Source organism: Magnetospira thiophila, from assembly GCF_054657015.1.
Genome location: NZ_BAAHXF010000002.1, coordinates 1,447,292 through 1,472,334 on the forward strand (window position 1 = coordinate 1,447,292; position 25,043 = coordinate 1,472,334).

28 protein-coding genes are annotated in these 25,043 nt (G+C 60.6%); 5 read left to right on the forward strand and 23 right to left on the reverse strand.

From position 1 onward, the window contains the following. Window positions 1–3 precede the first annotated feature (3 nt). The 9 genes from ahbB (ACYQ1P_RS16500) to ACYQ1P_RS16540 form a co-directional block, all read right to left on the reverse strand. Window positions 4–489, reverse strand: a complete 486-nt coding sequence (gene ahbB / locus ACYQ1P_RS16500; protein ID WP_460021441.1) for a siroheme decarboxylase subunit beta — start codon at window positions 487–489, stop codon at window positions 4–6. Beyond that, window positions 486–953: an Lrp/AsnC family transcriptional regulator gene (locus tag ACYQ1P_RS16505; protein ID WP_460021442.1), complete on the reverse strand. Its 468-nt coding sequence runs from the start codon at window positions 951–953 to the stop codon at window positions 486–488. The genes ahbB (ACYQ1P_RS16500) and ACYQ1P_RS16505 overlap by 4 nt, the downstream gene beginning before the upstream one ends. Continuing rightward, the gene (gene ahbB / locus ACYQ1P_RS16510) at window positions 950–1,465 is read right to left on the reverse strand and encodes a siroheme decarboxylase subunit beta (protein WP_460021443.1); all 516 of its coding nucleotides are present in this window, start codon (window positions 1,463–1,465) and stop codon (window positions 950–952) included. Before ahbB (ACYQ1P_RS16510) ends, ACYQ1P_RS16505 begins: the two co-directional genes overlap by 4 nt. Then, the gene (locus ACYQ1P_RS16515) at window positions 1,456–1,905 is read right to left on the reverse strand and encodes an Lrp/AsnC family transcriptional regulator (RefSeq protein WP_460021444.1); all 450 of its coding nucleotides are present in this window, start codon (window positions 1,903–1,905) and stop codon (window positions 1,456–1,458) included. The genes ahbB (ACYQ1P_RS16510) and ACYQ1P_RS16515 overlap by 10 nt, the downstream gene beginning before the upstream one ends. 13 nt (window positions 1,906–1,918) lie before the next feature. Further along, window positions 1,919–3,079: a cytochrome D1 domain-containing protein gene (locus ACYQ1P_RS16520; RefSeq protein ID WP_460021445.1), complete on the reverse strand. Its 1,161-nt coding sequence runs from the start codon at window positions 3,077–3,079 to the stop codon at window positions 1,919–1,921. Then, window positions 3,076–3,390, reverse strand: coding sequence for a c-type cytochrome (locus ACYQ1P_RS16525; protein WP_460021446.1), 315 nt, complete (start codon window positions 3,388–3,390; stop codon window positions 3,076–3,078). Before ACYQ1P_RS16525 ends, ACYQ1P_RS16520 begins: the two co-directional genes overlap by 4 nt. Before the next feature lies 1 nt (window position 3,391). After that, window positions 3,392–4,177: a uroporphyrinogen-III C-methyltransferase gene (cobA, locus tag ACYQ1P_RS16530; protein ID WP_460021447.1), complete on the reverse strand. Its 786-nt coding sequence runs from the start codon at window positions 4,175–4,177 to the stop codon at window positions 3,392–3,394. A gap of 71 nt (window positions 4,178–4,248) precedes the next feature. Beyond that, on the reverse strand, window positions 4,249–5,898 hold the full coding sequence (locus ACYQ1P_RS16535) for a cytochrome D1 domain-containing protein (RefSeq protein WP_460021448.1): 1,650 nt from the start codon (window positions 5,896–5,898) through the stop codon (window positions 4,249–4,251). A 388-nt stretch (window positions 5,899–6,286) separates the two neighbouring features. Beyond that, window positions 6,287–7,114 (reverse strand): hypothetical protein, encoded by an 828-nt coding sequence (locus tag ACYQ1P_RS16540; RefSeq protein ID WP_460021449.1) that lies wholly within the window; start codon window positions 7,112–7,114, stop codon window positions 6,287–6,289. Window positions 7,115–7,152: 38 nt separating this feature from the next. Here ACYQ1P_RS16540 and ACYQ1P_RS16545 point away from each other — a divergent pair, with 38 nt between their 5' ends. Continuing rightward, window positions 7,153–7,977 (forward strand): N-formylglutamate amidohydrolase, encoded by an 825-nt coding sequence (locus ACYQ1P_RS16545; RefSeq protein ID WP_460021450.1) that lies wholly within the window; start codon window positions 7,153–7,155, stop codon window positions 7,975–7,977. A 12-nt stretch (window positions 7,978–7,989) separates the two neighbouring features. Then, window positions 7,990–9,126: a carboxylate-amine ligase gene (locus ACYQ1P_RS16550; protein WP_460021451.1), complete on the forward strand. Its 1,137-nt coding sequence runs from the start codon at window positions 7,990–7,992 to the stop codon at window positions 9,124–9,126. Window positions 9,127–9,130: 4 nt separating this feature from the next. On the opposite strand, the gene ACYQ1P_RS16555 is transcribed toward ACYQ1P_RS16550, so the two are convergent. The 12 genes from ACYQ1P_RS16555 to ACYQ1P_RS16610 form a co-directional block, all read right to left on the reverse strand. Beyond that, window positions 9,131–10,216 (reverse strand): ATP-binding cassette domain-containing protein, encoded by a 1,086-nt coding sequence (locus ACYQ1P_RS16555; protein WP_460021452.1) that lies wholly within the window; start codon window positions 10,214–10,216, stop codon window positions 9,131–9,133. Further along, a complete protein-coding gene (gene modB / locus ACYQ1P_RS16560; RefSeq protein WP_460021453.1) occupies window positions 10,213–10,920 on the reverse strand; it encodes a molybdate ABC transporter permease subunit in 708 nt (235 codons plus the stop codon). The genes ACYQ1P_RS16555 and modB overlap by 4 nt, the downstream gene beginning before the upstream one ends. Window positions 10,921–10,993: 73 nt before the next feature. After that, window positions 10,994–12,250: a molybdopterin molybdotransferase MoeA gene (locus ACYQ1P_RS16565; RefSeq protein ID WP_460021454.1), complete on the reverse strand. Its 1,257-nt coding sequence runs from the start codon at window positions 12,248–12,250 to the stop codon at window positions 10,994–10,996. A gap of 74 nt (window positions 12,251–12,324) precedes the next feature. Beyond that, window positions 12,325–12,933, reverse strand: a complete 609-nt coding sequence (locus tag ACYQ1P_RS16570; protein WP_460021455.1) for a NapC/NirT family cytochrome c — start codon at window positions 12,931–12,933, stop codon at window positions 12,325–12,327. A 36-nt stretch (window positions 12,934–12,969) separates the two neighbouring features. Beyond that, entirely contained in the window at window positions 12,970–13,428 is a 459-nt protein-coding gene (locus ACYQ1P_RS16575) for a nitrate reductase cytochrome c-type subunit (protein WP_460021456.1), read from the reverse strand. Window positions 13,429–13,448: 20 nt separating this feature from the next. Further along, window positions 13,449–14,387 carry a quinol dehydrogenase ferredoxin subunit NapH gene (gene napH / locus ACYQ1P_RS16580; protein WP_460021457.1) on the reverse strand — a complete coding sequence of 313 codons (939 nt, stop codon included), beginning with the start codon at window positions 14,385–14,387 and terminating at the stop codon, window positions 13,449–13,451. Beyond that, window positions 14,384–15,190 (reverse strand): ferredoxin-type protein NapG, encoded by an 807-nt coding sequence (gene napG / locus ACYQ1P_RS16585; RefSeq protein WP_460021458.1) that lies wholly within the window; start codon window positions 15,188–15,190, stop codon window positions 14,384–14,386. Before napG ends, napH begins: the two co-directional genes overlap by 4 nt. A 74-nt stretch (window positions 15,191–15,264) precedes the next feature. Then, window positions 15,265–17,781, reverse strand: coding sequence for a nitrate reductase catalytic subunit NapA (napA, locus tag ACYQ1P_RS16590; RefSeq protein WP_460021459.1), 2,517 nt, complete (start codon window positions 17,779–17,781; stop codon window positions 15,265–15,267). Then, window positions 17,778–18,128 (reverse strand): chaperone NapD, encoded by a 351-nt coding sequence (locus tag ACYQ1P_RS16595; RefSeq protein WP_460021460.1) that lies wholly within the window; start codon window positions 18,126–18,128, stop codon window positions 17,778–17,780. The genes napA and ACYQ1P_RS16595 overlap by 4 nt, the downstream gene beginning before the upstream one ends. Beyond that, window positions 18,125–18,670 (reverse strand): ferredoxin-type protein NapF, encoded by a 546-nt coding sequence (gene napF / locus ACYQ1P_RS16600; RefSeq protein ID WP_460021461.1) that lies wholly within the window; start codon window positions 18,668–18,670, stop codon window positions 18,125–18,127. The genes ACYQ1P_RS16595 and napF overlap by 4 nt, the downstream gene beginning before the upstream one ends. A 247-nt stretch (window positions 18,671–18,917) precedes the next feature. Further along, complete coding sequence (locus tag ACYQ1P_RS16605; RefSeq protein WP_460021462.1) at window positions 18,918–19,262, reverse strand: hypothetical protein; 345 nt, start codon at window positions 19,260–19,262, stop codon at window positions 18,918–18,920. Between the two features lie 65 nt (window positions 19,263–19,327). Further along, a complete protein-coding gene (locus ACYQ1P_RS16610) occupies window positions 19,328–19,750 on the reverse strand; it encodes an NUDIX hydrolase (RefSeq protein ID WP_460021463.1) in 423 nt (140 codons plus the stop codon). 171 nt (window positions 19,751–19,921) lie between these two features. On the opposite strand from ACYQ1P_RS16610, the gene ACYQ1P_RS16615 reads away from it, so the two are divergent. Further along, the gene (locus tag ACYQ1P_RS16615; RefSeq protein WP_460021464.1) at window positions 19,922–20,548 is read left to right on the forward strand and encodes a phosphoadenosine phosphosulfate reductase domain-containing protein; all 627 of its coding nucleotides are present in this window, start codon (window positions 19,922–19,924) and stop codon (window positions 20,546–20,548) included. A gap of 22 nt (window positions 20,549–20,570) precedes the next feature. Here ACYQ1P_RS16615 and ACYQ1P_RS16620 read toward each other — a convergent pair whose 3' ends face one another. Then, complete coding sequence (locus ACYQ1P_RS16620; protein ID WP_460021465.1) at window positions 20,571–21,458, reverse strand: CZB domain-containing protein; 888 nt, start codon at window positions 21,456–21,458, stop codon at window positions 20,571–20,573. Between the two features lie 197 nt (window positions 21,459–21,655). Between ACYQ1P_RS16620 and ACYQ1P_RS16625 the strand changes: the two genes are divergently transcribed. Together ACYQ1P_RS16625 and ACYQ1P_RS16630 are read left to right on the forward strand one after the other, a co-directional pair. Next, complete coding sequence (locus ACYQ1P_RS16625) at window positions 21,656–22,570, forward strand: MBL fold metallo-hydrolase (RefSeq protein WP_460021466.1); 915 nt, start codon at window positions 21,656–21,658, stop codon at window positions 22,568–22,570. 71 nt (window positions 22,571–22,641) lie between these two features. Then, on the forward strand, window positions 22,642–23,976 hold the full coding sequence (locus ACYQ1P_RS16630) for a TldD/PmbA family protein (protein WP_460021467.1): 1,335 nt from the start codon (window positions 22,642–22,644) through the stop codon (window positions 23,974–23,976). Window positions 23,977–23,979: 3 nt separating this feature from the next. Here the strand turns inward: ACYQ1P_RS16630 and ACYQ1P_RS16635 are convergent, their stop codons facing one another. After that, window positions 23,980–24,873, reverse strand: a complete 894-nt coding sequence (locus ACYQ1P_RS16635) for a diacylglycerol/lipid kinase family protein (RefSeq protein ID WP_460021468.1) — start codon at window positions 24,871–24,873, stop codon at window positions 23,980–23,982. Window positions 24,874–25,043: the final 170 nt, after the last annotated feature.

Sequence of the window (25,043 nt, forward strand, 5' to 3'; positions counted from 1 at the left end):
CCCCTACGAGACCAACCGGAGGCCGGTTTTTTTGAGGATTTTGGTGCTATAGAGCACCTCGCCGCCCCGGCAGGCCGCGCCGAGCAGCTTACGGATCAGGGCCGCCTTGTCCTCCACCTCTGCCTTGTCGCGACCGTGGGCCATGGCGAACAGGTTGTACGGCCAGTCGGGCAAATGACGCGGACGCAGGTAGGCGTGTGAGACGAAATCCAACGCCCCGACCCGTTCGCCCAAGTCCTGCACCCGGGCATCGTCCACATCCCAGACGGTCATACCATTGGCAGTGAAGCCAAGGGCATAGTGATTGGGGACAGCCCCGATACGGCGGATGATGCCGCTTTCGAGCATTCGGGTCAGGCGGGCACGCACCTCCGCCCCCGTCGTGCCGACACTCGCTCCCACTCGATCATAGGGGCGCGAGACCAGCGGCAGGCCGTCCTGGGTGGCGTGGATGATGGCCCGGTCCAAATCGTCGAGAGGGGCGCTCACAGGTCGAGCCTCAGGCCGATAAAAAATTCGCGCTGCTTGGGCATGTTGCGGACCGCCAATCCGGTGGCGGCCTCAATCTCCCGGCAAACTTCCCCGATCCGTTCAGGGGTCTCGGTGGCCAGCACGAACCACATGTTAAAAGCATGGTGGCGGGCATAGTTGTGGGCCACCTCAGGCCGGGCGTTGACCAGTTCCGCGACCCGGTCGAAATCTTCGGGCGGCACCTGCATGGCCGCAAGGGTCAGTCCGCCCCCCAGTCGTTCGGCATGGTAGAGGGGTCCGAACCTCGACAAGGCTCCATTGTCCAAAAGATGGCGCAGGCGACGAATCAGATCTTCTTCCGTCAAACCAAGGTCCTGGGCCGCATCGGCATAGGGCGTTTCCGAAAGCGGAAAGCCGCCTTGCAGGGCATTGATGATGGCCCGGTCAGTGGCATCCAAGGGGGGCGGCGGTGGGCGGCTCAATCGGCGGCCTCCCGGTTCATCCCAGATCGAGGGCGGCAATTGTAATGAGCCCCCCGCTGCTTGAACTGACGGCCACTGAATAGAACCTCATGGGGATGGGCGCTCAGACCCAATTGCCCGGCCATCTGTTCAACCTGATCCAGGACCGTCTGACGTTTCGAGCCATGGACCATGGCGAACAGGTTATAGGGCCAGTCGGGCAATCGGCGTGGACGCCGGTAACACAGGGTGACGAAGGGAAAGGCCCCCATGCGCCGTCCGATCTCGGCGACCTCCGTATCGTCGATGTCCCAGACGCTCATGCCGTTGGCCCGCAATCCCAAGCGATGATGGTGCACCACGACTCCGAACCGACGAATCACCCCGCTTGTGATCAGGGATTCGATCCGCCGCAAGGTTTCAGCTTCCGACAATCCCACCCGTGCTCCCAATGCCCGGTAGGGTTGGGGGATAAGCTCCAACCCGTCGGAAAGCGCTTCGATGAGCGCCAAATCGGTGTCGTTCAGTTCCATATGATGGGAAATCCCAGGTCCAAGTGATAATCCTCAATCATCGGCAGGCTCATGACGGAAAGCCCGGTTTCCTGGGCAATGCTGGTCAGCACCTGGGCCATTCGCCGTTCGTTCGGCGCGGTGATGACGAACCACAGATTGAACGTATGTTCCCGCTGGTAATTGTGATTGACCTCATCCAATGCCGAAACATAGGCCGCGACTTCGGCGAGGCGATCTTCGGGGACATACATGGCGGCCAGGGTGCTGGCCCCTACCGTATGGGGCTTAATGACCGCGCCGATGCGGCTGATATAGCCGTCGTCGCACAGTCGCCGGTATGCGGCGAGCACATCATCTTCACTCATCCCCAGTTGCTCGGCCACCACGGCATAGGGACGTGGGCTGAGCGGAAAGCCGTGCTGGAATGCATCAAGCAATCTTTTGTCGCTCTCGTTCATGGCCGCCGCTCCCTCACAATCCGATGCGCCCGGCGCGCCAGGTGAAGAAGATGCCGCTCGGCTTTTGCGCCGGAAGTTGCTTCAATTCGTCAAATGTCTGCGTATCCAGCACGCGCACCAGATCCATGTCACGGACACTCATCCATACGGCCTCGCCGCGAGGGGTGAATTCCATATGCAGCACACCCTTGCCCGGGGTGAGGGTCTTGACGATGTCCAGACTCTCCGTGTCGATAACCTGGACCGTATCGTTCAGGGGCATGGCGAAATTCACCCAGACCTGACGGCCATCGGGTTGCGCCATGACGAACACCGGTTGACCATGCACGGGAAGGCGGCCGACTTCTTTCCAGGTGTCCGTGTCGATGACCAGGACCTCGTGGCGGCCAACAGCGGGCACGAAAGCCCGGCGACCGGCAATGGCCCAGCCTTCCAAATGCGGCATCTTGTAAACCGGCAGCGGTTCCTCGCCCCGGCCATAGCCGTCGAGAATGCGCGTCACGCCCTGCTCCAGGTGCCACAGATCAAGCATGGCCATGCCGTCTTCACCGAACAGGCCGGCGATGTACGTGCGCCCATCAGGAGTGATCAGCGCGTCATAGGGCTGGACGCCAATATCTTCAAATTTGGTCAGAATGGGCTGGGCCGGATCGCTCAGATCGGCGACCCAGATCGCCCCCTCGTTATACAGCGAAAAGACGAAGCGTTGACCCGGCGCGTCGACCAGACCAACCACCTTGGAGCCGGTCGGGATATCGGCGACCAGGGCCAAGGTGTCGGCGTCGAACACCTTGACGCCGCCCGGCTCGTAGTTGGAGACGGCGACCAGCCGTCCGTCCTGGGAAATGGCCCCGCCGATGGCATTGCCCGCCTGCACCACCCGATTCACCAAAGTGCGGGTCAAAAGATCGACTTTGGATAGCCCACCGTCACGCCCGAAAATGTAGGCATAACGGGCGTCTCGGGAATAGACAGCCGAGGCATGGCTGAGGTCGCCCAGCCCCTCGACGCGACCCAACTGCGTCATGTGGGTGTTTTCGACCACCAGCACCGAACCCGCTGCCCGCTCAATGATCAGACCCATATCACCGGTGCCGCGCAAATCGTCCGCCTGGGCCGTCCAGGCCAGCCCGATCATCACCAGTGTCGCGCCCCAACGTGCCCAAGGTTTCATTTCACCATGTCTCCTGATTTTAGGACGTGGGCCAGCCACAGGGCTTCCTGCTGGCTGAAGAAAGGTCGCCAAGGCGGCATGGGGGTACCGGGGACGCCCTCCAAAATCACTTCGGCCAGATCCCCGGCGCTGCGGTCTTGCAAGCGTTCCGGCATCAGGGCCGGTCCCAGGCCGCCGCGCAGAGTCAAGCCATGGCAGGAGCCGCAGTCCTGTTCCAGCACATAGAGCAGTTCGCCTTGACGTGGCGTCACCATTTCCGCCCGGGCCGGAACCGCCGCAAGGATCAACAAAAGAATGACCAGGGTCCGCATTTCAGGCGCTGACCTTGAGCATGTCACGGGTTTCATAAAACAATCCCTGCCAGTTCAATTCATGAGCCAGGGAGACCACATCTCCGATCAAACAGAGCACCGGCGATATCAGACCGACAGCCGTTACGGCGTTGGGCAGGTCCTCAAGCGTTGAAACACATTGGCGTTGATCCCTCAGGGTGCCATTGGCGACGGCGACGGCCGGGGTTCGGGGCGACAACCCGGCAGCGATGAGTTCGCGGCTCAGGGTTTCGAGTTTGCTCAGACCCATGTAGATGACGATGGTGGTTTGCGGATCGGCCAGGGACTTCCAGTCCAGATCCAGTTCCTCGTCATCCCGGCAGTGACCGGTGACGAATTTGACACCGCTGGCCAGACGCCGATGGGTCAACGGAATACCAGTGGCGGCGCTGATTCCGGCAGCGGCGGTAATGCCGGGAACGATTTCGAAGGGAATGCCGTGGCGCGCCAGATGCAGCGCCTCTTCACTGCCGCGCCCAAATATATATGGATCGCCGCCCTTGAGCCGGACCACCCGACGATTGCTCTGCGCCAGTGTGACCAATAATTCGTTGATTTTGTCCTGCTGTAACGTGTGTTGGCCCGACGCCTTGCCAACGAAGATCCGGGTGCAGCCCTCCGGGACGAGATCGACGATCACCGGCGAGACCAAGCGATCATAAACCACAGCGTCTGCTTCGCTCAACAAGCGGTAAGCCTTGCGGGTCAACAGTTCCGGGTCACCCGGTCCACCACCCACCAGATATACCTTGCCGAGACTGTTCATGGCATCGTCTCCGTATTGGACAGGGGAAGAAAGGGCGGGGGACACCGGAGCCCCCCGCCCGAATTGCCTGCTTAGTAGATATCATTCATGGTGTTGTAGACATTGAACTTGCCGGTCGGGGTGATCAGACGTTTGTCCTTGATCACCTTTTTCAGCTTGCGGGTCTTGTCGTCGATGACGACCACGGCCGATGTCTGTTCCTTGCCATTCCAGACGGAGAACCAGACTTCGTCACCGGCCATGTTGTATTCCCCTTGCACGACGCGCTTGGCACCTTCGCCAAGATCGGCCCATTCAGCGATGGGCAACGAAACGAAACCCTTATCCAGGTTGTCGGTGTCGAAGACGGCGATGGAATGATAGATCTCCTCGTCCGAGTTCAGCGGCGCATCAACCCAGAGGTTCTTTGACTTGGGGTGGCTCTTGACGAACAGTGAGCCGCCACCAGCCCCTTCCAGCTTCTGCACGACCTTCCAGGCATATTCCGGATGGTTCACCGGGTCCGTACCAATCAGGATCACAGATTCATCGCCCAGGTGTGAGGTCACCCAAACCGGCCCGAATTTCGGGTGCACCAGATTGGCCCCGCGTCCCGGATGGGGGGTCGCGCCGACGCCTTCGGTGATCATGGTGACCAGTTTGTCTTCCTGGGTATCGAGCACGACGATGGTGTTGCGGGCGTTGGCGGCAGTCAGGAAATACCGCTTCGTGGAGTCGAATCCGCCGTCATGAAGGAAGCGTTCGGTGGAAACGGTCGTCACCTTGAGGTTGTTGATGTCTTCATAGTTGACGAACAGAACCTTGCCGGTTTCCTTGACGTTGACGATGAATTCCGGATGGTGGTGCGACGCCACGATGGCCGCCACACGCGGTTCCGGGTGGTATTCTGAAGGGCTGTCAACGGTGTAGCCACGGGTGGAGACGATCTTCAGCGGTTCAAGCGTATCGCCATCCATGAGGGTGAATTGCGGCGGCCAATAGGTCCCCGCGATGGCGTATTTGTCTTCCCAGCCTTTCATCTTCGATGTTTCGACCGAGCGGGCTTCCAGGCCCAACTTGATCTGCGCCACGTTGGCCGGAGTCTTCATCCAAAGGTCGATCATGTTGACCTGGGCATCGCGACCGATGACGAACAGATAGCGCCCAGAAGCCGACAGGCGGGAGATATGTACCGCATAGCCGGTCTTGATGGTGGTGACGATTTCATGGGTGTCGCCGTCGATCAGGGCCACCTGGCCGGAATCGCGCAGGGTGACCGAGAACAGGTTTTTGAGGTTGAGCGCATTCATCTGTTTGGTCGGACGGTCCTTGGGAGCCACCAGGAGCTTCCAGCTCTCGCGCATTTCCTTTTCGCCCCATTCGGGCGGAACCTGCGGCTCCAGTTGCAGATAGTTGGCCATCAACTTGATCTGCTCTTCAGACAATTCCCCGGAGGTGCCCCAGTTGGGCATGCCCGCCGGAGAACCGTAGGTAATGAAATCCGCCAAGGCCTCCACGCCGCGCTCGCGGGTAATATCGGTGGTCAGCGGCTTGCCGGTCGCCCCCTTGCGCAATACGCCGTGACAGCCCGCGCAACGTTGGAAAAAAATGGTGTTGGCCTGCTTGAGTTGGGCATCGGTGAGTTTCGGTAAATCCTCGGCCAGGGCAACGCCCCCGGACAAGGCGGCGGCAGCGATGGTCATCACCCCCACCAGACCTGATATGGAATTAAGCAACTTCATAGAAAATCTCCCCTGAGTTAAACATGGTTTGGCTTGTCCAGGGAGGAGTTTGGGGAGTGGACCTCTGCTTGGTCTTTGACGTTCGTCAACCGGGCGTGATTCCTCTGACCCAGTATCCTTCGTCATTTTCTTTTCTACGGATGCTCTGAATTTGGAAGAGCTGAAACCGGGCTATGTCCCGAAGGCTGCCAATCGCCCGATCACGGCACTGATTGAGGCCGGATATCATGTGGCAGCAACGCTGACCCGGGTTTCGGTCTGACCGATGGGACGACCTCCACATAAGGCTGGATCCGCACGCGACGGACCCGGGATGATGTGCATCCTTTTTTCCCCTGGGAGCCGCTGTCTGGCTTAATGAGAATGCGCCTGCCTTGGCTGCCGGGGACTATCGAGGGGGAGCCGCCGAGCGATCCCGCAGATACAGCCACAGGCTGGTGGCGTGCCAGTGGGAGGGGCAGTCCTTTGCAAGCTCGAAGCACAGGCCGCCGTCGGGGTTGGCCTGACGGGCCAGCCAGCCGAGGATTTGCCGTCGGTCGCGGACCTGCACCTGCATCCAATCGAGGAAAATCAGGTTTTCGGCCAGACCGTCGAGGAATCCCACCCGCGCCAAATGGGGAAGTGCCTGGACCATCCAGTGTTGCCCCCGTTGCAGGGCCTCGGGGGCCGCGTCGCAGTCGTGTAAGGCCAGCACCGCATGGGTGGTCAGATAGAAATCCAGCTTGCCGTTTTCGCCGGTGAAGGCTCCGTCTTGCCGTTGCCGTTTCAACAGCCGCGCCACCCCGTCGGGCACCCGCTGACGATGATCCTCCGAGGTATAACGACAGAAAAAAAGCAGGGCGTTGGCGGTATCAAAGGGGGCGGTGCCGGTGCCGCAATCGCGGAACGCCGCTTCGAGCGGGCCGATCTCCAGGGTCCGCCCCGTTGGGGCCAGGAACCCGGCCATCAGCAACACATCGGGCAATTGGCCGCAGGCGGGCTCCTGCCGCTGTAGGAATGCCATCACCCGGTCGAGCACCCGTGCCACCGCCGCCTGTTCGGGTTGAAAGCCTTCCGCCAGAGGAAAGGTCAGCGAGGCCAGACGGTTAAAGTCCGGCCCCGGCTTGTCCAGTTCGGCATTCAGCGCCCGCACCACCCAGGCGCGACTGTCGGCGGCCCGGGCGGCGGTCGCCCCGAGACATACACACAGAGCAATCCCCAAAATGATCCCGCGCATACTGTCCCTCGCCCGTTGAGTCGCGCTATAGTGATAGCATGAACGACGCCCTGCGAAACCCCTCCCCCTACCCCGACGCCCTCGACCGGCTCGGTCCCGGCGACCCGCCGCTGTTTCATGTGGTGAACCCAAAGGGACGCGCGCCGCTGTTGCTGGTCAGCGACCACAATTCCAATGCCATTCCCGCCGCCTTCGGTCAGTTGGGACTGTCACCCACCGACCTTCAGCGCCATATCGCGTACGATATCGGGGCCGACGGGGTGGCGCGAGGGCTGGCCGAACGGCTTGATGCCGTGGCCGTGCTGGCCGGATATTCGCGGCTGTTGATCGACAACAACCGCCCGTTCGGCGATCCGACCTGCATCCCCGAGATCAGCGACCGCACCCCCATTCCCGGCAACCAGGGACTCAGCGAGTCCGACATGCTGCGCCGTGCCGAGACCTTCTATCACCCCTATCACCACGCCATCGCCAACGCCGTCGCCCATCTGTGGCGCAGCACCGAACAGCCCCCGGCCCTGTTGTCCATCCATACCTTCACCCCGTCGCTTAACGGCCAGGATCGCTATTGGCACATCGGGGTGTTATGGAATCGCGATCCGCGTTTGGCCATGCCGTTAATCGCCGCCCTGCGCCAGGAATCGGGCCTGCATGTGGGGGACAACGAGCCCTATTCAGGGACCGAAAGTGCCTATACCATCGACTTGCACGCCGGGTCAGCCGGGTTGCCCAATGTAGCGGTGGAGATTCGGCAGGATCTGGTGGAAACCGCCGAAGGCGCAGCCCGTTGGGCGGACCGGCTGGCTACAGCGCTTGGACCCATCCTGGCCCGCGACGGTCTGCACCGGGTCGAACATTTCTAGGGGAGTCGGACGATGCCCTACGCGGAACCCAGCTTCACCATCGGCATCGAGGAAGAATACCTGCTGATCGACCCGCAGACCCGGGATCTGGTCAGCGACCCGCCCGATGCCCTGTTCACAGATTGTGAACAAGCGGTCGGGAATCTGGTACGGCCCGAATTCATGCGCTCGCAAATCGAGGTGGGTACCTCGGTCTGTGGCGACATCACCGCCGCCCGCGCCGATCTCAAGCGGCTGCGCTCGCGTTTGGCCGAGGTGACGCAGCGCCATGGCTACCGGATGATCGCCGCCTCCACCCACCCCTTCGCCCAGTGGATGGAGCAGAAACACACCGACAAGGCGCGCTACCACATCCTGGCCGAGGACATGCAGACGGTGGCGCAACGGCTGCTGATCTGCGGCATGCATGTGCATGTGGGAATCGAGGACGACGAACTGCGAATCGACTTGATGAATCAGGTGTCCTACTTCCTGCCGCACCTGTTGGCGCTGAGCACCTCCTCGCCGTTCTGGCGCGGTCATCGCACCGGGCTTAAATCCTATCGGCTGGCGGTGTTCGACGAACTGCCGCGCACCGGGCTGCCGGAACGCTTCGATTCCTGGGCCGAATACCAGCGCCATTGGCAGGTGCTGGCCAAGGCCGGGCTGTTCGAGGACCCGACCATGATCTGGTGGGACGTGCGACCGTCGCACAAGTTCCCGACTCTGGAAATGCGCATCACCGATGTCTGCACCCGGCTCGACGATACCCTCGCCATCGCCGCGCTCTATAGCTGCGTGCTGCGCATGCTCTTTCGGCTGGCGCGCAACAACCAGCGTTGGCGCATCTATGCCGACATGCTGATCCAGGAAAACCGCTGGCGGGCGCAACGCTACGGCTTCGATCAGGGGCTGGTGGATTTCGGACGCGGCCGACTGGTCGCCTCTCAACAATTGATGGAGGAACTGTTCGAGCTGACCGCCGAGGACGCCGCAGCCCTGGGCTGCCAAAGAGAACTGGAGCATGTGCGCCGCATCGTCAGTGAAGGAACCAGCGCCGACCGGCAGTTGGCGGTCTATCAACAGGCGCTCGACGACGGCGCGGAGAAACAAGACGCCCTCAATCAGGTGGTCGATTTTCTGATTGAAGAGACTCTGTACGGTTGTTGACCTGTCAGTCTAAATGGCCGACATTGAACAGGGCATAGACCGCCTTGCCTTCGGTCAGCCCCATCTGCCGCACCGCCGCCTTGGTCACCGTGGCCCGTAGCGGCGCGCCCACATCAAGCAGCACCTCGACGACGACGCCCTTGCGCGGGGCGATCTCGACCACCTGGGCTTCCAGGATGTTCTGATAGCTGGTCTGTTCGGGAACCGTCAGGGACAGCCCCACCTCGCTGGCCGGAATGCGGATCAGCAGCTCTTCGCCCGGCATCAGATCCTCCCGCGCCACGCTGACCACCCGACCCGGCGCATATTCCAATCGGGTCAGGCGCAAATTGGAATCGTACCCCCAGACCCGCCCGGTCAACAATGAATGGCGTTCGGACGGAGCAGACTTATATGCAGGCGGTGCCTTTTTGGGCAGGGGTTTCGGCTCAACAACCGGTTTCGGAACCGCAGGCTTCGGAGGCGGCAATGGCGCAAACCGCCCCGCCGACCCGCCAATCAGCAAACTGGCCCGGGCGCGGGCCGCCTCGGCATTCGGCGCATGAAACAACACCGGAATATTGAACGATTGGATAATTTTTCGGACCTTTTCAAGAATCTCCTCACTCGGATGATCCAACAGCAGCCCTTGCGGCTGCATCAACAAGGCTCGGCCCAAGGAAACAGCGGCTTTCTGAGCCGAAGTTAATTTATGGACTCGATGATCAAGAATTTGATCAAGGGCCAGAATCTCGATCACGTCGGCATAGCCGAGGCCATAGTCAGTGACGACGTGACGTCCCATATCCCGACCGAACAGCAGGTTTCCGCGCACCGAAAGGTGGGGAAACAGCGCCCCACCCCTGGGCACAAACGCGAGCCGTCGCTGCTCCGGGCTCAAGTTTATGGGCACCTTCGAATCGAACAATACGCGCTCGCCGATGGATATCCGCCCGTGATCCGGTCGCACCAACCCGGCGATCATTTTAAGAAGCAATAGGTTATCGGAGTCGTCTGGACCGACAAGCGCAGTCAGTCCCGTTTCCGGCACCCGAAAATCGGCTTCGATGTCGCCAACGCCCCGGCTCAGATGCAGCTCGACCGATATCATGACTCAGCCTCCCGATGACGTCGGACGCGCCGAGCCAGGACCTCGGAGAGCAGCAAAGCCCCCAGAGCCAGCCCCACATAGAGCAGACACAGATGCCCGGCGGCCGAGGCCCCTTCCGCCGTGCCGATCAATTGGCGCAGTGCCAAAGGCAGGGTCAGAGTCGCGCCTTGCAGGGCGGTGACAAAAGTCAGGGTGGCCCCGAACTCGCCCACCGCCCGGGCGAATGCGAGCAGCATTCCGGCCCAGATTCCGGGGGATATCAAGGGCAGGGTGACCCGCCAGAAGACCCGCCAGCGGGTCGCTCCCAGAGTGCGGGCCACGCCCTCCAACTGCGGATCTAGGGCTTCCATGGAGGATCGCAGGGCGCGCACGAACAGGGGAAAGGCCATCACCGCCGAGGCCAGGGCGGCCCCCAGCCAACTGAACGGTACCTGAATCCCGAAGCTGTTTTGCAGCCAGCTCCCGATGCTCCCTTGCGGCCCCAACAGCAACCACAGGCCATAGCCGACCACCACCGGCGGCAACACCAAAGGCAGGTGAATGAAACTATCCAGCAGGGACTTGCCCCAAAAATCACGCCGCGACAGAATCCAGGCGCAGAGCATAGCCGGGATCAGGCTCATCACCACCGCCACCCCGGCAACTTTGACGCTGAGACGAAGGGCCTCGACTTCGAGGGGGCCGAGGCTCCAATTCTCCATCATATTTCCAGGACTCCCTTCCGCTCCAAGACTCTCTTAGTATCAGAAAATCGTGAATCGCCGAAGCCTGCAATTATTAGAACAGCGCGAAACCGGTCAAGGGAAGATACAAGACAGACTCCCCCTCAATGACTTCAGAGCAGTCCTCTGGCAGTTCCACCAGCCCCTCGGCCCAGGACAGGGAGGTCAGGGCACCGGAACTGTTGATCGGATAGATTTCTGCCTTGCCTATCCCACCGGTTTCCTGGATCAACCGGGCGCGCAACCATTCCCGCCGCCCCGGTTTGCGCTGAAAGCTGAACCCCGCCGTGACCTTGAGCGATACCGTCGGTCGGGCAACAGCTCCCATCATATGCAGCAACAAAGGCCGGGCAAATTGCAGAAAACTGACCATCACCGCCACCGGATTACCGGGCAGCCCGAGCACCAGACAGTCCCCGATTCGACCCTTCATCACCGGCTTGCCCGGTTTCATGGCCAGCCGCCAAAGATCAATTTCACCCAGGGCTTCCACTGCCGGTTTGACGAAATCCGCCTTGCCCACCGAGACTCCGCCGGTGGTGATCAGCATGTCGTTGAGCGGCGCTGCGGCATCCAGCGCCGCTGAAATGTGCGTTAAATCATCGGCCAGAATGCCCAGATCCCGCACCTCGCAACCCAGGGCCGTCAACAACCCCATCAACATGAAGCGGTTGGAATCGTAAATGCCGTCGCCGATATCACGCGCCCAGGGTTCGTGAAGTTCATCCCCAGTACTGAAAACGGCGACCCGCAAGCGCCGACGCACCGGCACGTCTGCCACCCCCTGGGCGGCCAGCACACCCAGTTCCTGCGGTCGCAACAGAGTCCCGGCCTGCAACAGGATATCCCCGGCCGTTACATCCTCGCCGCGCCGCCGGATATGGGCCGCAAGCGGGCTCTGACTCAGCCCTTTGGCGGAAATCTCGACGGTTCCCGACTCTTCGGTGAAGCGGCAATATTCCTGCATGAGCACCGTATCGGCTCCTGCCGGTATCAAGGCTCCGGTGGCGATCCGGACCAGCGCGCCGGATGGAATATCACCGGCAAAGGGGTTTCCGGCCAGGGACTCGCCGACCACCGGGGCCGTAACGTCCCGGTCGTCGGGAAAATCGGCTTTCCGGAAAGCGAATCCATCCATCGCCGAATTGTCCTGGGGCGGGACGTCGCGGGTGGCGCGCATGTCTTTGGCCAGTATCCGACCCAACGCCGTGGAAATGGGGGCAAGTTCTGTCGGGCAGACACATTTCAGTCCGCCCAGCACCCGCGCCAACGCCGTTTCCAGGGGTATCAGGGGAGAATAGGAATCCGCCATGGACGTCTCTCCATGTAAAAGAAAAACCCGCCCCGCAAGATCCGGGGCGGGCCAAATGAGTGACCGGCGCGGGCTTATTGGGCCTTTTTGGATTGCACCGAATTCCAGGTCTCGTTCATCTGATCCGCCGCCTCCAGGGCACCGTGCGGCAGATCGTGGGCGATCCCCTTGTGACAGTCAATACAGGTCATACCCTGATCCTGAGCTTCCAGGTGGCGGGCACGGCCCCGGGATTCCTGCTTGGTCACATCCATGGCCATGAAGTCATGACAGTTACGGCACTCTCGCGAGTCGGTTTCCTTCATCACCGTCCAAACCCGCTTGGCCATGGTCAGGCGATTGGCATCGAACTTCTCGGCCGTATCCACCGTGCCCATGAAATGATGGTACAGCTCGTTGCTCGCCTTGATCTTGCGGGCGATCTTGTGAATCCACGGACGCGGCACATGGCAGTCGGGACAGGTCGCGCGAACCCCGCTGGCATTGGTATCATGCACCGAGCCGGAATATTCCCGATACACATTCCGTTCCATCTCATGGCAGGTGAGACAGAAGGTCTCCGTATTGGTCAGTTCCAGGGACCAGTTGAATCCGCCCCAGAACACCACACCCAGAATCAGGCCGACCAACAACAACAAACCGGCCGACAACGTCCCGCTGGGGCGGGTCAGGAATTTCCACATACCGCGTTCCTTATCCTTGAGTCTTCAACAGCCGCATCACTTGGCCGAGAACGTGTTTTCCACCAGCGGTGCCACATTGGTTTGCGGGGCATGACACTGGGTGCAGAACCAGCGCCCCCGGGTCACCTCGTCCCATTCTTCACCATTACGGTCCTTGTAATGGGCCTTGGTCATTTCGGGCGCCTTTTCCTTGGCCGCATAGCGCCAGTCATGGCACTTGAGGCATTCGTTGGCCTTGAGGTTGATTTGGTACTTGTCCACCTCATGGGACACCAGCGGCGGCTGCTGCCGGAAGGAGCGCTCGAACTTTTGGCCGGTCACCAGCATTGGGACGGGCGAAGACAAGCTGTGGGTATCCACCTGCTCACCGCGTAAGGTCTTGACGTCGGCTGCCTGAACTCCGGTCACCAGACCCAGAATCAGGGCACCGGCCACCATGCCAATGGTCATCAATTTTTTCACTGCCAGATCTCCCCTTTTAGATATCGTAATCATGGATGAAGTCTCCTTGCGGTTTAGGCCGCTTCTCGATTGGGCGGCGTGGTTTCAATGGACACCACGTCTTCAAGACGGTTTTTGAACCGGTTGCTAAATTCGAAAACCTGTTGCGGACAGACATCAATGCAGCGCCCGCAATTGGTACAATCGGTGGATAGGATGACCGGCCCGACCCCGGTCTTGGCACCTTTGAGCGCCGGAGTGATAACCTGTCCCTCTGGACAGACCGCAAAACAATCCAAACAGTCGTCGCAAGCCTCGCGGCGGGGGGCGCTGACCCGCAGCAAACTTTTTGATCCGATCAGTCCATAAAAGGCCCCGACCGGGCACAGATGGCTGCACCAAAGTCGATTGCCGCCAACCAGTTCAACCAGGAAGATCCCGAGCACCACCATCCAGACCAAGCCACCGGTGAACAACCCCCCAAAAACGATGCCACGGAAAATCAGGCTGATCGGATTCACCGCCTCCCAGGCGATGACCCCGCTAAAGGCCGACACCACCAGCAGACCGCCCAACATCCACAGCCGCGCAGAACGTCCCACATGGACGCCGGAACGGGTCCAGTTGAGCCGCACCCGCAGCCAATGGGCGGCATCGCTGAGAATATTGACAGGACAGACCCAGGAACAATACATGCGCCCGCCGATCAGCCCATAGACCGCCACCACGATGGCGGTGCCGATGAGTGCCTCAATCTCCAGGGCATGACCGGCCACGAACGCCTGCAAGGTGACCAGGGGATCGGCCAGCGGCACCGTATCCAGGATCAGACTCGACACCAGGGTCCCCTTGATCAACCAGAACCCGGTCAGTGGTCCGAGCAGGAAAATCGCCAGCACCCCGAATTGCGACAGACGCCGCCAGACCAGCCACTTGTGGGCCGTCCACCAGCCGTTTTGCTCAATCGCCGACTGCCCGGCGAGACGCTTGATATCGCGAGGAGTCCCGCTCATGGCTTGAACCCCTTCATATCAAAGGTCGGCTTGAACTCATCTGTGGTCGCCGGGGCATAGCCACGATCAGGCAGATCGACAATGCCCTGAATCAGCGCCTCGCCATGGGCCCGCTTTTCTTCCCAGCCCAGACGATAATGTTCGCCCAACTTGCCGCGCGCCAGACGTTCAGGGAACACCTTGATCGCTGCCTCGGGCAGAATGCATTTCTGTTCGCAAATGCCACAGCCGGTACATTTGTCGGCGTGCACGGTCGGAATGAAAATGGCGTGTTTCCCGGTGCGCGGGTTGTGCAGGCGCTCCAGGGTGATGGCCTCGCCAATCATCGGGCAGACCCGATGGCAGACATCGCAGCGCAGGCCAAGAAAATTCAGGCAGTTTTCCTGATCCACCAATACCGCGACCCCCATCCGGGCCTTGGTGATATCGGTCAGGTCATGGCTCAGAGCCCCGGTCGGACAGACCGGGATGCAGGGAATGTCGTCGCACATCTCGCACGGCCCGGTGCGCGCGGTGAAATAGGGTGTGCCCACCGGCACCGGCTCACCCAAATCGGCCAGCCCCAAAATTTGGTACGGACAGTCACGAACGCAGAGTCCACAGCGCGTGCAGGCGGCCAGGAAGTCCTCCTCCGGCAACGCCCCGGGTGGACGCAAGGCTTCAGTCGGCAATGAGGCCGCTTGACGATTGGCGACCGTCAGCCCAAACCCGAATAAGGCCGTCCCACAGACGGCTTTCAGCGTATTGCCGAGAAACCCCCTACGTGACTTCTGAGTGCCGTTTTCTGATGCCTTGGACGCCATGATTCGCTCGATTGTTTAGAGGTAGAGCCCGTTGCCACGCCCAAAGACGCGGCAACGGGGGAGTGGAACGCCTGTCAGACCTTGACGATCTTGACCGCGCATTTCTTGTAGTCGGTTTCCTTGGACAGCGGGTCGGTGGCGTCCAGGGTCAGCTTGTTGACCAACTGGCCTTCATCGAACCAGGGCACGAATACCAACCCCAAGGGCGGCTTGTTGCGGCCCCGGGTTTCAACCCGGGTGACGATCTCGCCGCGCCGCGACTGGACCTTCACCTCCTGGCCCCGCCGCAGACCGCGCTTCGCCGCATCCTCGGGATGCATGAAGACCACTGCGTTGGGGAAGGCCTTGTGCAGTTCCGGTACCCGGCGGGTCATCGATCCGGAATGCCAGTGCTCCAGCACGCGACCGGTGGACAGCCACAGATCGTATTCCGCATCGGGGACTTCGGCCGCGGGTTCGTAGGGGGCAAAGATGATCTTCGCACGACCATCCTTCTGACCGTAGAATTTGACGCCCTCACCCTCTTTCACATGCGGATCGTATCCTTCGCGGAAGCGCCACAGGGTTTCCTTGTCGTCGATCACCGGCCAGCGCAACCCACGGGCCTTGTGATAGGCCTCGAAGGTAGCCAGTTCGTGGCCCTTCTTGATGATGTTGGAGGCTGAATTGAACATCCGGTATTCCTCGAACAACCCCTTTTGGACGTAGTAGCCAAAATGCGCCGAGTCTTCATTGTCATAGACATTGCCCGAGCCGTCCTTGACTTCCTCGACCGGGAACTTGTTGACCTGACCGTTTTCGTAAAGCACCTGATAGACGGTCTTGCCCCGGTATTCGGGCATCTTGTCCAGCAACTCGGCGGGCCAGACTTCTTCCATGGTGAAGCGCTTGGCGAATTCCATCACTTGCCAGGAATCCGACTTGGCTCCGTCGATGGCCTTCACCTGCTGACGCCAGAACTGGGTGCGCCGCTCGGCGTTGCCGTAGGCCCCTTCCTTTTCCATCCACATGGCGGTGGGCAGAATGAGATCGGCAGCCAGAGCGGTTACCGTCGGATAAGGATCGGACACGGTAATAAAGTTGTCCGGATTGCGATAGCCGGGATAGCTTTCCTCGTTGAGGTTGGCCGCGGCCTGCATGTTGTTGTTGCATTGGACCCAATGGCAATTCAACACACTGTCCTTCAACATCCGATGCATCAGCACGGCGTGGAAACCGGGCTTGGGTGCAATGGTGCCTTCGGGCAGTTTCCAGACCTGCTCGGCGAACTTGCGGTGATCGTCGTTCATCACCACCAGATCGGCCGGCAGACGATGGGCGAAGGTGCCGACCTCGCGGGCCGTGCCGCAAGCCGACGGCTGACCGGTCAGTGAGAACGGGCTGTTGCCCGGTTCGGAGATTTTGCCCATCAACAGATGCACGTTATACAGCAGGCCATTGACCCAGACGCCGCGCACATGCTGGTTGAACCCCATGGTCCAGTAAGATGCCACCTTGCGCTTGGGATCGGCATAGGCCTGAGCCAGCTTGAGCAGTTGGGCTTCCGGCACCCCGGAGAGCTTGGAGGTATATTCCAAGGTGTAGGGTTTCACCGCCGCCGCATATTCCTCGAAGGTCATCGGGGTCAACGCACCCTTGCCGGCATTGGCCGCCGCTTTTTCCAACGGATGATCCGGACGCAAGCCATAGCCGATATCGGTCGCCGTCTTGGTGAAGTTGACGTGCTTGCCGATGAAGTCCTCGTTGTAGGCCTTGTTTTCGATGATGTAGTTGGCGATGTAGTTGAGAATCGCCAGATCGGTCTGCGGTGTGAACACCATGCCGTTGTCGGCCAGTTCGAAGCAGCGGTTCTCGAACGTCGAGAGCACATGCACTTCGCAGCCTTCCTTGGTCAGCCGGGTATCGGTGAGACGCGACCACAAGATCGGGTGCATCTCGGCCATGTTGGCGCCCCAGAGCACGAACACATCGGCATGTTCCAGATCGTCGTAGCAGCCCATCGGTTCGTCGATGCCAAAGGCGCGCATGAACGCGCCCACGGCGGACGCCATGCAATGACGGGCATTGGGGTCGATGTTGTTGGAGCGCAGACCGGCCTTCATGAACTTGGCCGCCGTATAGCCCTCGAAAATGGTCCATTGGCCGGACCCGAACATGGACACCGCAGTCGGGCCTTTCGCCTTCAGGGCCGCTTTCCACTTTTCGGCCATGACGTCGAAGGCTTCATCCCAGGACACCGGCTCGAAATCGCCGTTCTTGTCGAACTGGCCGTTTTTCTTGCGCAGCAACGGGGTGGTCAGGCGATCCTTGCCATACATGATCTTGGACAGGAAGTAGCCCTTGATGCAGTTGAGCCCCTTGTTCACCGGCGCGTCCGGATCTCCCTGGGTCGCCACCACACGGCCATCCTCGGTGCCCACCAGCACGCCGCAGCCGGTGCCGCAGAACCGGCAAACGCCCTTGTCCCAACGGATTTTTGCACGCTTTTGCATGGCCGCTTCGACAGCTTGAGAATTCAATGTAAGTCCGGCCACGGCTGCGGTCGCAGCGGCGGCATTGGCTTTAACAAAATCACGCCTGGTCAGTTTCATGAGGGGGTCTCCTCCCGTTCCATGGAGTCTTTGGATTCAAAATGGTGATAGACGAGTGAGGCGTTCATCACGCCGGGCATTTCCGCCAATGCGGCCAGACATTCACTGGCCATGCAGTCTTCGGTGTCCTCGACGGTGAGAACGAAACGGTCGTCGGGGCTGGCCACATGAATCTCCACCCCCGGCAGGTCTTTGAGCATCTGAGTCACGGCGACGGATTGTCCCGCTGCCGCGTGGAGGAGCACGCCACAGACATTGACCACCGGCCCCTCCGGGCCGTAGTCCCTGCCTGTCACGTGAGGAGCCTGAGCGGCCACCTCCTCGTCAATGAATCGCGATACCTTCATGGTTCTTGCGCTCCCTGTTCGTTATTCTCCACGGCCCCTTGGTCGGGGATCAATTCGATGGCACCAACTGGACAAGGCCCGATACAGGCCCCGCATCCGGTGCAGGCATTCTGGTCGATTTCGGGCAGGGCATGACCGCCGACCACCAAGCGAAACCGCAGGGCGCGGGTATCGCATTGATCGCCACAGACCCGACAGGTGACGCCACGGGTCGAGAGACATTTTTCGGTGATCTGGAGGGTCAGATCCCCATGAGCTTCCCACGGGGTCTTCCCTTCGGCGCGCAGCAGGGCCTGAGGCTTGCAAGCGGAGAGACAGTCGCCGCAGAACGTACATTCGCCGCGCCTGAAATCGACCACCGGAAAGCCGCCACTCCCCTGGACAAGAAGACCCTCATCGCATGCCGACAAACAGTCGCCGCAACGGTCGCACTGATCGGTAAATCGCGCCTCGGGAACGGCCCAGGGGGGGCGGATCGGCAGCCGATGCCGACCCCGCGCACGCCCGAACAACAAATCTCGTCTGGAGGCTGGGTTGGACATTTCCCCCCGATCCCTATCTCCGATTCTTAAGTGTGAAAATCATACCTTGGTGCCATGACAAAAATCAATACCAAAGTATTTGTTTTGTGCCTGCGATTCACTATTAATTGGCACTTACGTCTATGTTTTGGAATTTCAAGGAAAGCTTGGAGGAGAGTATATTCAGGATACGGGACGGCGAAGAGCCGCCACCTGGGATTGCCATGGCCGAATCGCGGCCCGGCCTCCTGACCAAGGATCGGGCATGTCACATGCCGCGCAGTCGCGCCCGCCAGCCTTTTTTCTTCGGCGCGGCATCCACCGCATCGGTCACGTTATCGGGTTCGTTGTTTTTGCTGTCGCTCGGCGAGTCTTCCTCACCGGCTTCTTCGCGCTCGACGAAGCGGACCCAGTCCTCATCGGCAAATCCCTGGCTGGCACCCCTGTCGCCTCCGGCGCTGTCCCCGCCGTCGATCCAGCTTTCAGTGTAATCGGAGCCGCCGGGAATCATCAGTTCCTGAAGAATGCGCTCATCAAGACCGCCCTCCGCCACTTTCCGACCGAAGCGGTCGAACATTCCCTTGAATTTATCTTCGAAATCCCCGTCTGACATGAAAAGCGGTCTCCGTTGAGGATCATGGGACACTGTTCATTGTAGGGCGATTGCCGCCCGCCGCGCTAGGAAACGAACTTGGTCGAGACTTTTCGAATCAACAAACCCAGCTTGCGTTCGTTGACCAGACGCGCCGCCTTGGACGCGGAGACCCATTTGCGCCGCCGCTGGGATTTTTCCGGCCAATTGCTCTTGATCTGTTCGACGGTCATCAGAAAGACCTTCACCAAACAAGGCGTGCCGCCGCCCACGTCCTGTTTGACATATTTATAGGTCCCGACCGAGGGGCTATGGACCTTGCCCAGCACACCGGCTTCCTCGAAGGCTTCTTCGGCTGCCGAAAGGGCTGGCGACATGCCGTTTTTGATATTGCCCTTGGGCAGCACCCAGCGCCCGGTGTCCCTTGAGGTCACCAGCAAAACTTCCGCCCCGTTCTGCCCCTTGCGAAAAGGCACCACGGCCGATTGCGCGATTACTTTTTTCTCCACGGCTCCATCCTGTCGCCTTCAAACGGAGTCTAACAACCTTGCGGCGGAAGGGAAACACCTGCTTTGAACAAGGCAGTCCTTTTGTTCACCGGCGGCAGGTGTTATAGACCATTGAATCACACATGGGCGGGTCGGCGTTTAGGGACGACCCTTATGAGGAGGACCCGCGCGATGAGCACGCTGCAAGACATCAGGGCCTATGCGGAAAGCAAGGATGCCTTCGAACTTCTGGAATGCCTGCTCAAGGAGAAGTTTCCCGGCAAGACGGTAATCACCGCCTCTCTGAAGGCCAAAAGCGTGGTCCTGCTGGCGATGGTCGCCGAAATCGCCCCCGATACGCCGGTCGTTTTCTGCCATGCCCAGGACCTTTACGAGGAAAGCCGGGCCTATCGGGACAAACTGGTCACCCATCTGGGCCTGACCAACGTGCGTGAGAGCCATGGCGACCGTGGCGCGCCGGATGCCAAAGATTCCGATCACTTCGAATGCCTGTGGGCGGAAGACCCGGATGGCGGCGGTCTGATCCACGAGTGCGTTCATCTGAACGAGGTGCTGGCCCCCTATGACTGCTGGCTGAGTGCCGTTTATGCGGACAGCCCGGACCAGACCCGCAGCCGTCAGCGGGTCGATCTGGACGGTCGCCTTTTCCGCGTCGACGCCCTGGCCGATTGGGCTCCGGCGGATGTGCAGGCCTTCCTGCAGGACCACGAGATCCCCTTGCACCCGCGCGCCCAGGGCAAGCAGAAATCGGCCCGCCGCGACTTCGGCAAGTCGGATACGGTCTATTACAGCTACTGACAGGCGACCAAAGCGGGTTGCGCTACATCATTGAGCGCAGGCGCTGGAACAGGGTCGGGCTGTTTTCCAGATCCATTTCGATGCGCGTAAGCAGAAAAATCACCTCGCGGCTCAACCGTTTGAGTTCCTCGTAGAAATCATCGGCCTGACGATAACGGCGATGGTGCAGGGCCGAGACCGTCCGCTCCGACAGTTCGTGGAACCGCTTGTGATTGCGGTCCAATTCGAGGAAGGTCGGGCTGTCTTCGAAACGTTTCAGGGCCACGCTATGCAGCCAGACCCCCAATTCGCATTGCTCGGAGGGCTGCAACGACACTGCCTTGCCATGCCGGCGGAAAGCTTTCTCCAGATCTATGGTCCAGCGCATATGGGCCAGCCGCGCCACATTGACGTTCAACAGCATGGCCCCCAGGTTGTTCTTGCGCCGCTTGATCGGACCGATGCCGGATTCCGTCTCCGTATGCATCATATGCAGCGCCGGCGGTTTCTCACCGCCACCAAGCAGACGCTGCAACAGGCGCGTCGGGCTGCGCGCCAGATCGCGGGTCCATTGGCTTTCGATGACCGACAGTTCCATGGAGGTCAGATGAAAAATAATCTCCTTGCTCAGATTGCGCACCTGCGCCAGATGCAGCTCCGCCAGCTCATGATCTTCATCCGCCACCGCCCGGGCCACCGCGTCGGCGGCCTTGTGGAATGACTTGTGCACGTCCTTGAGAATCCAGACATCCCGAGTGTGGGCGTATTTCTGCAACCCCGAACCATAGATCCACACCCCCACATCGCAATCCTCATGGCTTTGCAGTTGCACAGGTCCCCCCTTGCCCGCCACCAGATCTTCCAGTTGATCCTCCCATTTCAGGTGAATCAGACGAGCAATATTGACATCGAGGTTGATATCGAGGGCCATGGTGAAGTTCCGTCATCAAAAGGGGAGCAGAAAGATACGTTCGATATGATATAACATACTTTTTAAGAAAGTAAAGACACCCGCCCGGACGCAAATCGGTCTTTGGCCGACTCATTTGTTTGGAACGGGGCCTTGGAATGGGATAACAATCTTTCAACTGAGTTGCAACCGCATGTACCGAGGAGACTCCCCGCCCCATGAAAAAATTGCTGCTGACGCTCTGCCTACTGATCCCCGCCAGCCTTGCCCAGGCGACGGCTTTGTCGGTGGTCAAGGTCCTCGACAATGTCTACGCCATCGTCGGACCGTTCGAACAACGCAACGCCGACAACCTCGCCAACAACGCGACCTTCGGCTTCGTGGTCACCGACCAGGGTGTCCTGCTGGTCGATTCGGGCGGCAGCTTCAAGGGGGCGGCGGCCATTGAGGCGGCCATCCGCACGGTGACCGAACAGCCGGTCAAGATCGTCATCAACTCTGGCGGCCAGGATCATCGGTGGTTGGGCAATAGTTATTTCAAAGCCAAAGGTGCCCGCATCATCGCCTCCCGGGCGGCGGTCGAGGATCAGAAGGCACGCACCCGGGACGAGTTGTTCATGCTGACCCAGTTGATGGGCGCGGCGGCCCTGGAGGGTACGGAACCGGTCTATGCCGATGAAACCTTCGACACCGACATGTCCCTGACCTTCGGCGGCGAGACCTTTGAGCTGCATCATCCGGGCCCGGCCCATACCCTGGGCGACGCCTTTATCTGGATGCCCGAAAAGAAGCTGGTTTTCGCCGGAGACATCGTGTTTGTCGGACGCATGTTGGGCATCGGACCGGCAGGAAATACTCAAAGCTGGATGACCGCCTTCGAGGCCCTGGCGGCATATCAACCGGCGCAGGTGATTCCGGGCCACGGCGCGCCCACCACGCTGGCCCAAGCCAAGGCGGAGACTTACGACTACTTGGCCTATTTGCGTGAGCAAATCGGGGCCATTCTGGCCCGGGGTGGCGCCATCGAAGACGCGATTGCCGTTAATCAAGACGCCTATCGTTCGTTGGCGGTGTTCGAGCAAATCGCTAAACGCAATGCCCAGAATGTCTTCATGCAGATGGAATTCGAGTAACCCGCCCTTGGCTTTGCGCCGCCGATCCCCTATGTGAGTCCTGTCCCTTTTTCGTCCAGGAAGCCTCCCCCATGCCCGATACCCTCGACCTGCTCACCGACCTGATTGCCAAGGCCCGCAAGGCGGGGGCCGATTCCTGCGATGCGGTGCATGTGGCCGGAACCGCCCTGTCCTTGTCCCTGCGGCTCGGAGAAACGGAAAAAGTCGAACGCTCCGAAGGTCAGGACTTAGGATTGCGGGTGTTCATTGGCAAACGTCAGGCGGTGGTTTCCAGTTCCGATCCATCGGTGGCGGCGCTTGATGAATTAGTCGAACGGGCCGTGGCCATGGCCCGCGAGGTGCCGGAAGACCCCCATTGCGGCATTGCCGATGCGGACCAATTGTGCCGCGACTTTCCGAACCTGGACAGCTCCGACCCTCAGGATGTCTCTCCCGAGGATCTGGCCGACGCGGCCCGGCGGGCCGAACAGGCGGCGCGCGCCGTTCCCGGGGTCACCAATTCCGAAGGCGGCGAGGCCAGTTGGCAGCGTACCCGCGTTTCCCTGGCCGCCAGCAATGGCTTTGTCGGTCAGCGTCAGGAATCCCGCCACGGACTCTCGGCTTCAGTGCTGGCCGGGGAAGGCACCGGCATGGAACGGGATTACGATTTCACTTCCGCCGTTTACCGGGCCGATCTGCGCAGCCCGGAACAGGTGGGACGCAGCGCCGGTGAAAAGGCCGTCGCCCGACTGAAACCGCGCAAGGTGGACTCGGCCACCGTGCCGGTGGTCTTCGACCCGCGCGTCTCGCGCAGCCTGCTCGGCCATCTGTCCTCGGCCATCACCGGTCCGTCCATTGCCCGCGGCACGTCGTTTCTGAAGAATAAAATGGACCAACGCCTGTTTGCCGAAGGGGTCTCCATCATCGAAGACCCGCACCGCCCGCGCGGCCTGCGCTCCAAGGGGTTCGACGCCGAGGGGCTGGCGACCCGGCAACGGCAGATCATCGAGGACGGACGGCTGACCACCTGGCTGCTCGACCTGCGGTCAGCCCGCCAATTGGGCCTGCCACCCACCGGCCATGCGACGCGCGGCACCGGCGGACCGCCGTCGCCCGGCGTGACCAACCTGTATTTGACCCCGGGCAGGCTGTCCCCCGCCGAATTGATGGCCGACATCCAACAGGGGCTCTACATCACCGAAATGATCGGCTTCGGGGTCAACGGGGTGACCGGCGACTACAGCCGGGGCGCGACCGGCTTCTGGATCGAAAACGGCCAGCTTTCCTACCCGGTCAGCGAAGTGACCATCGCCTCCAATCTGCTGGACATGTTCGCCCGAATGACCCCGGCCGACGATTTGGAATTCCGCTACGGCAGCGACGCCCCGACCGTGCGGATTGAGGGCATGGCCCTGGCCGGACGCTGACCCTTACGGCATCATCAAGGTCAGTTGCCGGGGCTCCACGGACAGCGACAGCGGCAGGTGGCCGAGGATATCGCCGTCGCCCTGCACCGGATCGCCGAGCGGGCCTTCGACCGTGATTTCCCGGGCCGCCACCACCGCCACGTCGCGGAAATACTTGAGCCGTCCCGAGACCAACCCCCAGAGATAGCGCAGGGTATCCCAACGCCCATTGTTTTGAAACAGGCAGACCTGGAAGGTGTCTTCCTGTAGGCGGGCCAGCGGCGCACAGGAGAACTTACCGCCATAATAACGGCCGTTGGAGATGACTGCCGAAGCGGCCTCCACCGTCCGACCGTCCAGGGTCAACCGATAGTGCGGCATCGGCGGTCGGGCCAGTTGGGCCAGGGTCTCGATCACATAGGCACCCTTGCCCAGACGTTTCTTGATCCGCGGATTGACTCCCGCCACCACCCGGGCGTCGAAACCGATGCCCGCCATCTGAATGAAGCGCCGGTGATTGGCCCGCCCCATGTGCACCGGGGTTGGTTGCCCCAGGGCAATGACCCGGGCGATGGCCGACGCCTTGCCGGACAGGCCCATTTCCAGCGCCAGCACATTGGCCGTCCCCAGGGGAATGATTGCCAGCGGCAACCTGAAATCGTCAACACCATTGATCACTTCGTTGATGGTACCGTCGCCGCCCGCCGCCACCAGCACATCGAACTGATCGGCCGACGCCTCGGCGGCAAAGGCCTCCGCATCGCCGCGACAGGCGGTGTCGCGCACCGTCAAAACGCACCCCAAATCGTGCAATTGCCCGACCACCCGATGAAACAACGTGCCATGACGCTGACCGGCAACCGGATTATGGATCACAAGGACGCGACGGGTGACGCTTCCCAGATAGGATTCGATCATGTTCTTGTCACTTTGTTGGGGTTCAGTATTTCAGCAATGTGTAAATCTGATGACAGTAAGAATACAAAAAAATAACAAAATGAAAAGTTACAATTCTCAACGACAGTCCCAAGACGCTTTTTTTAATATTTCGTGAAATGCCCACGCGGCCTCTATACAGGGCGCGCCAA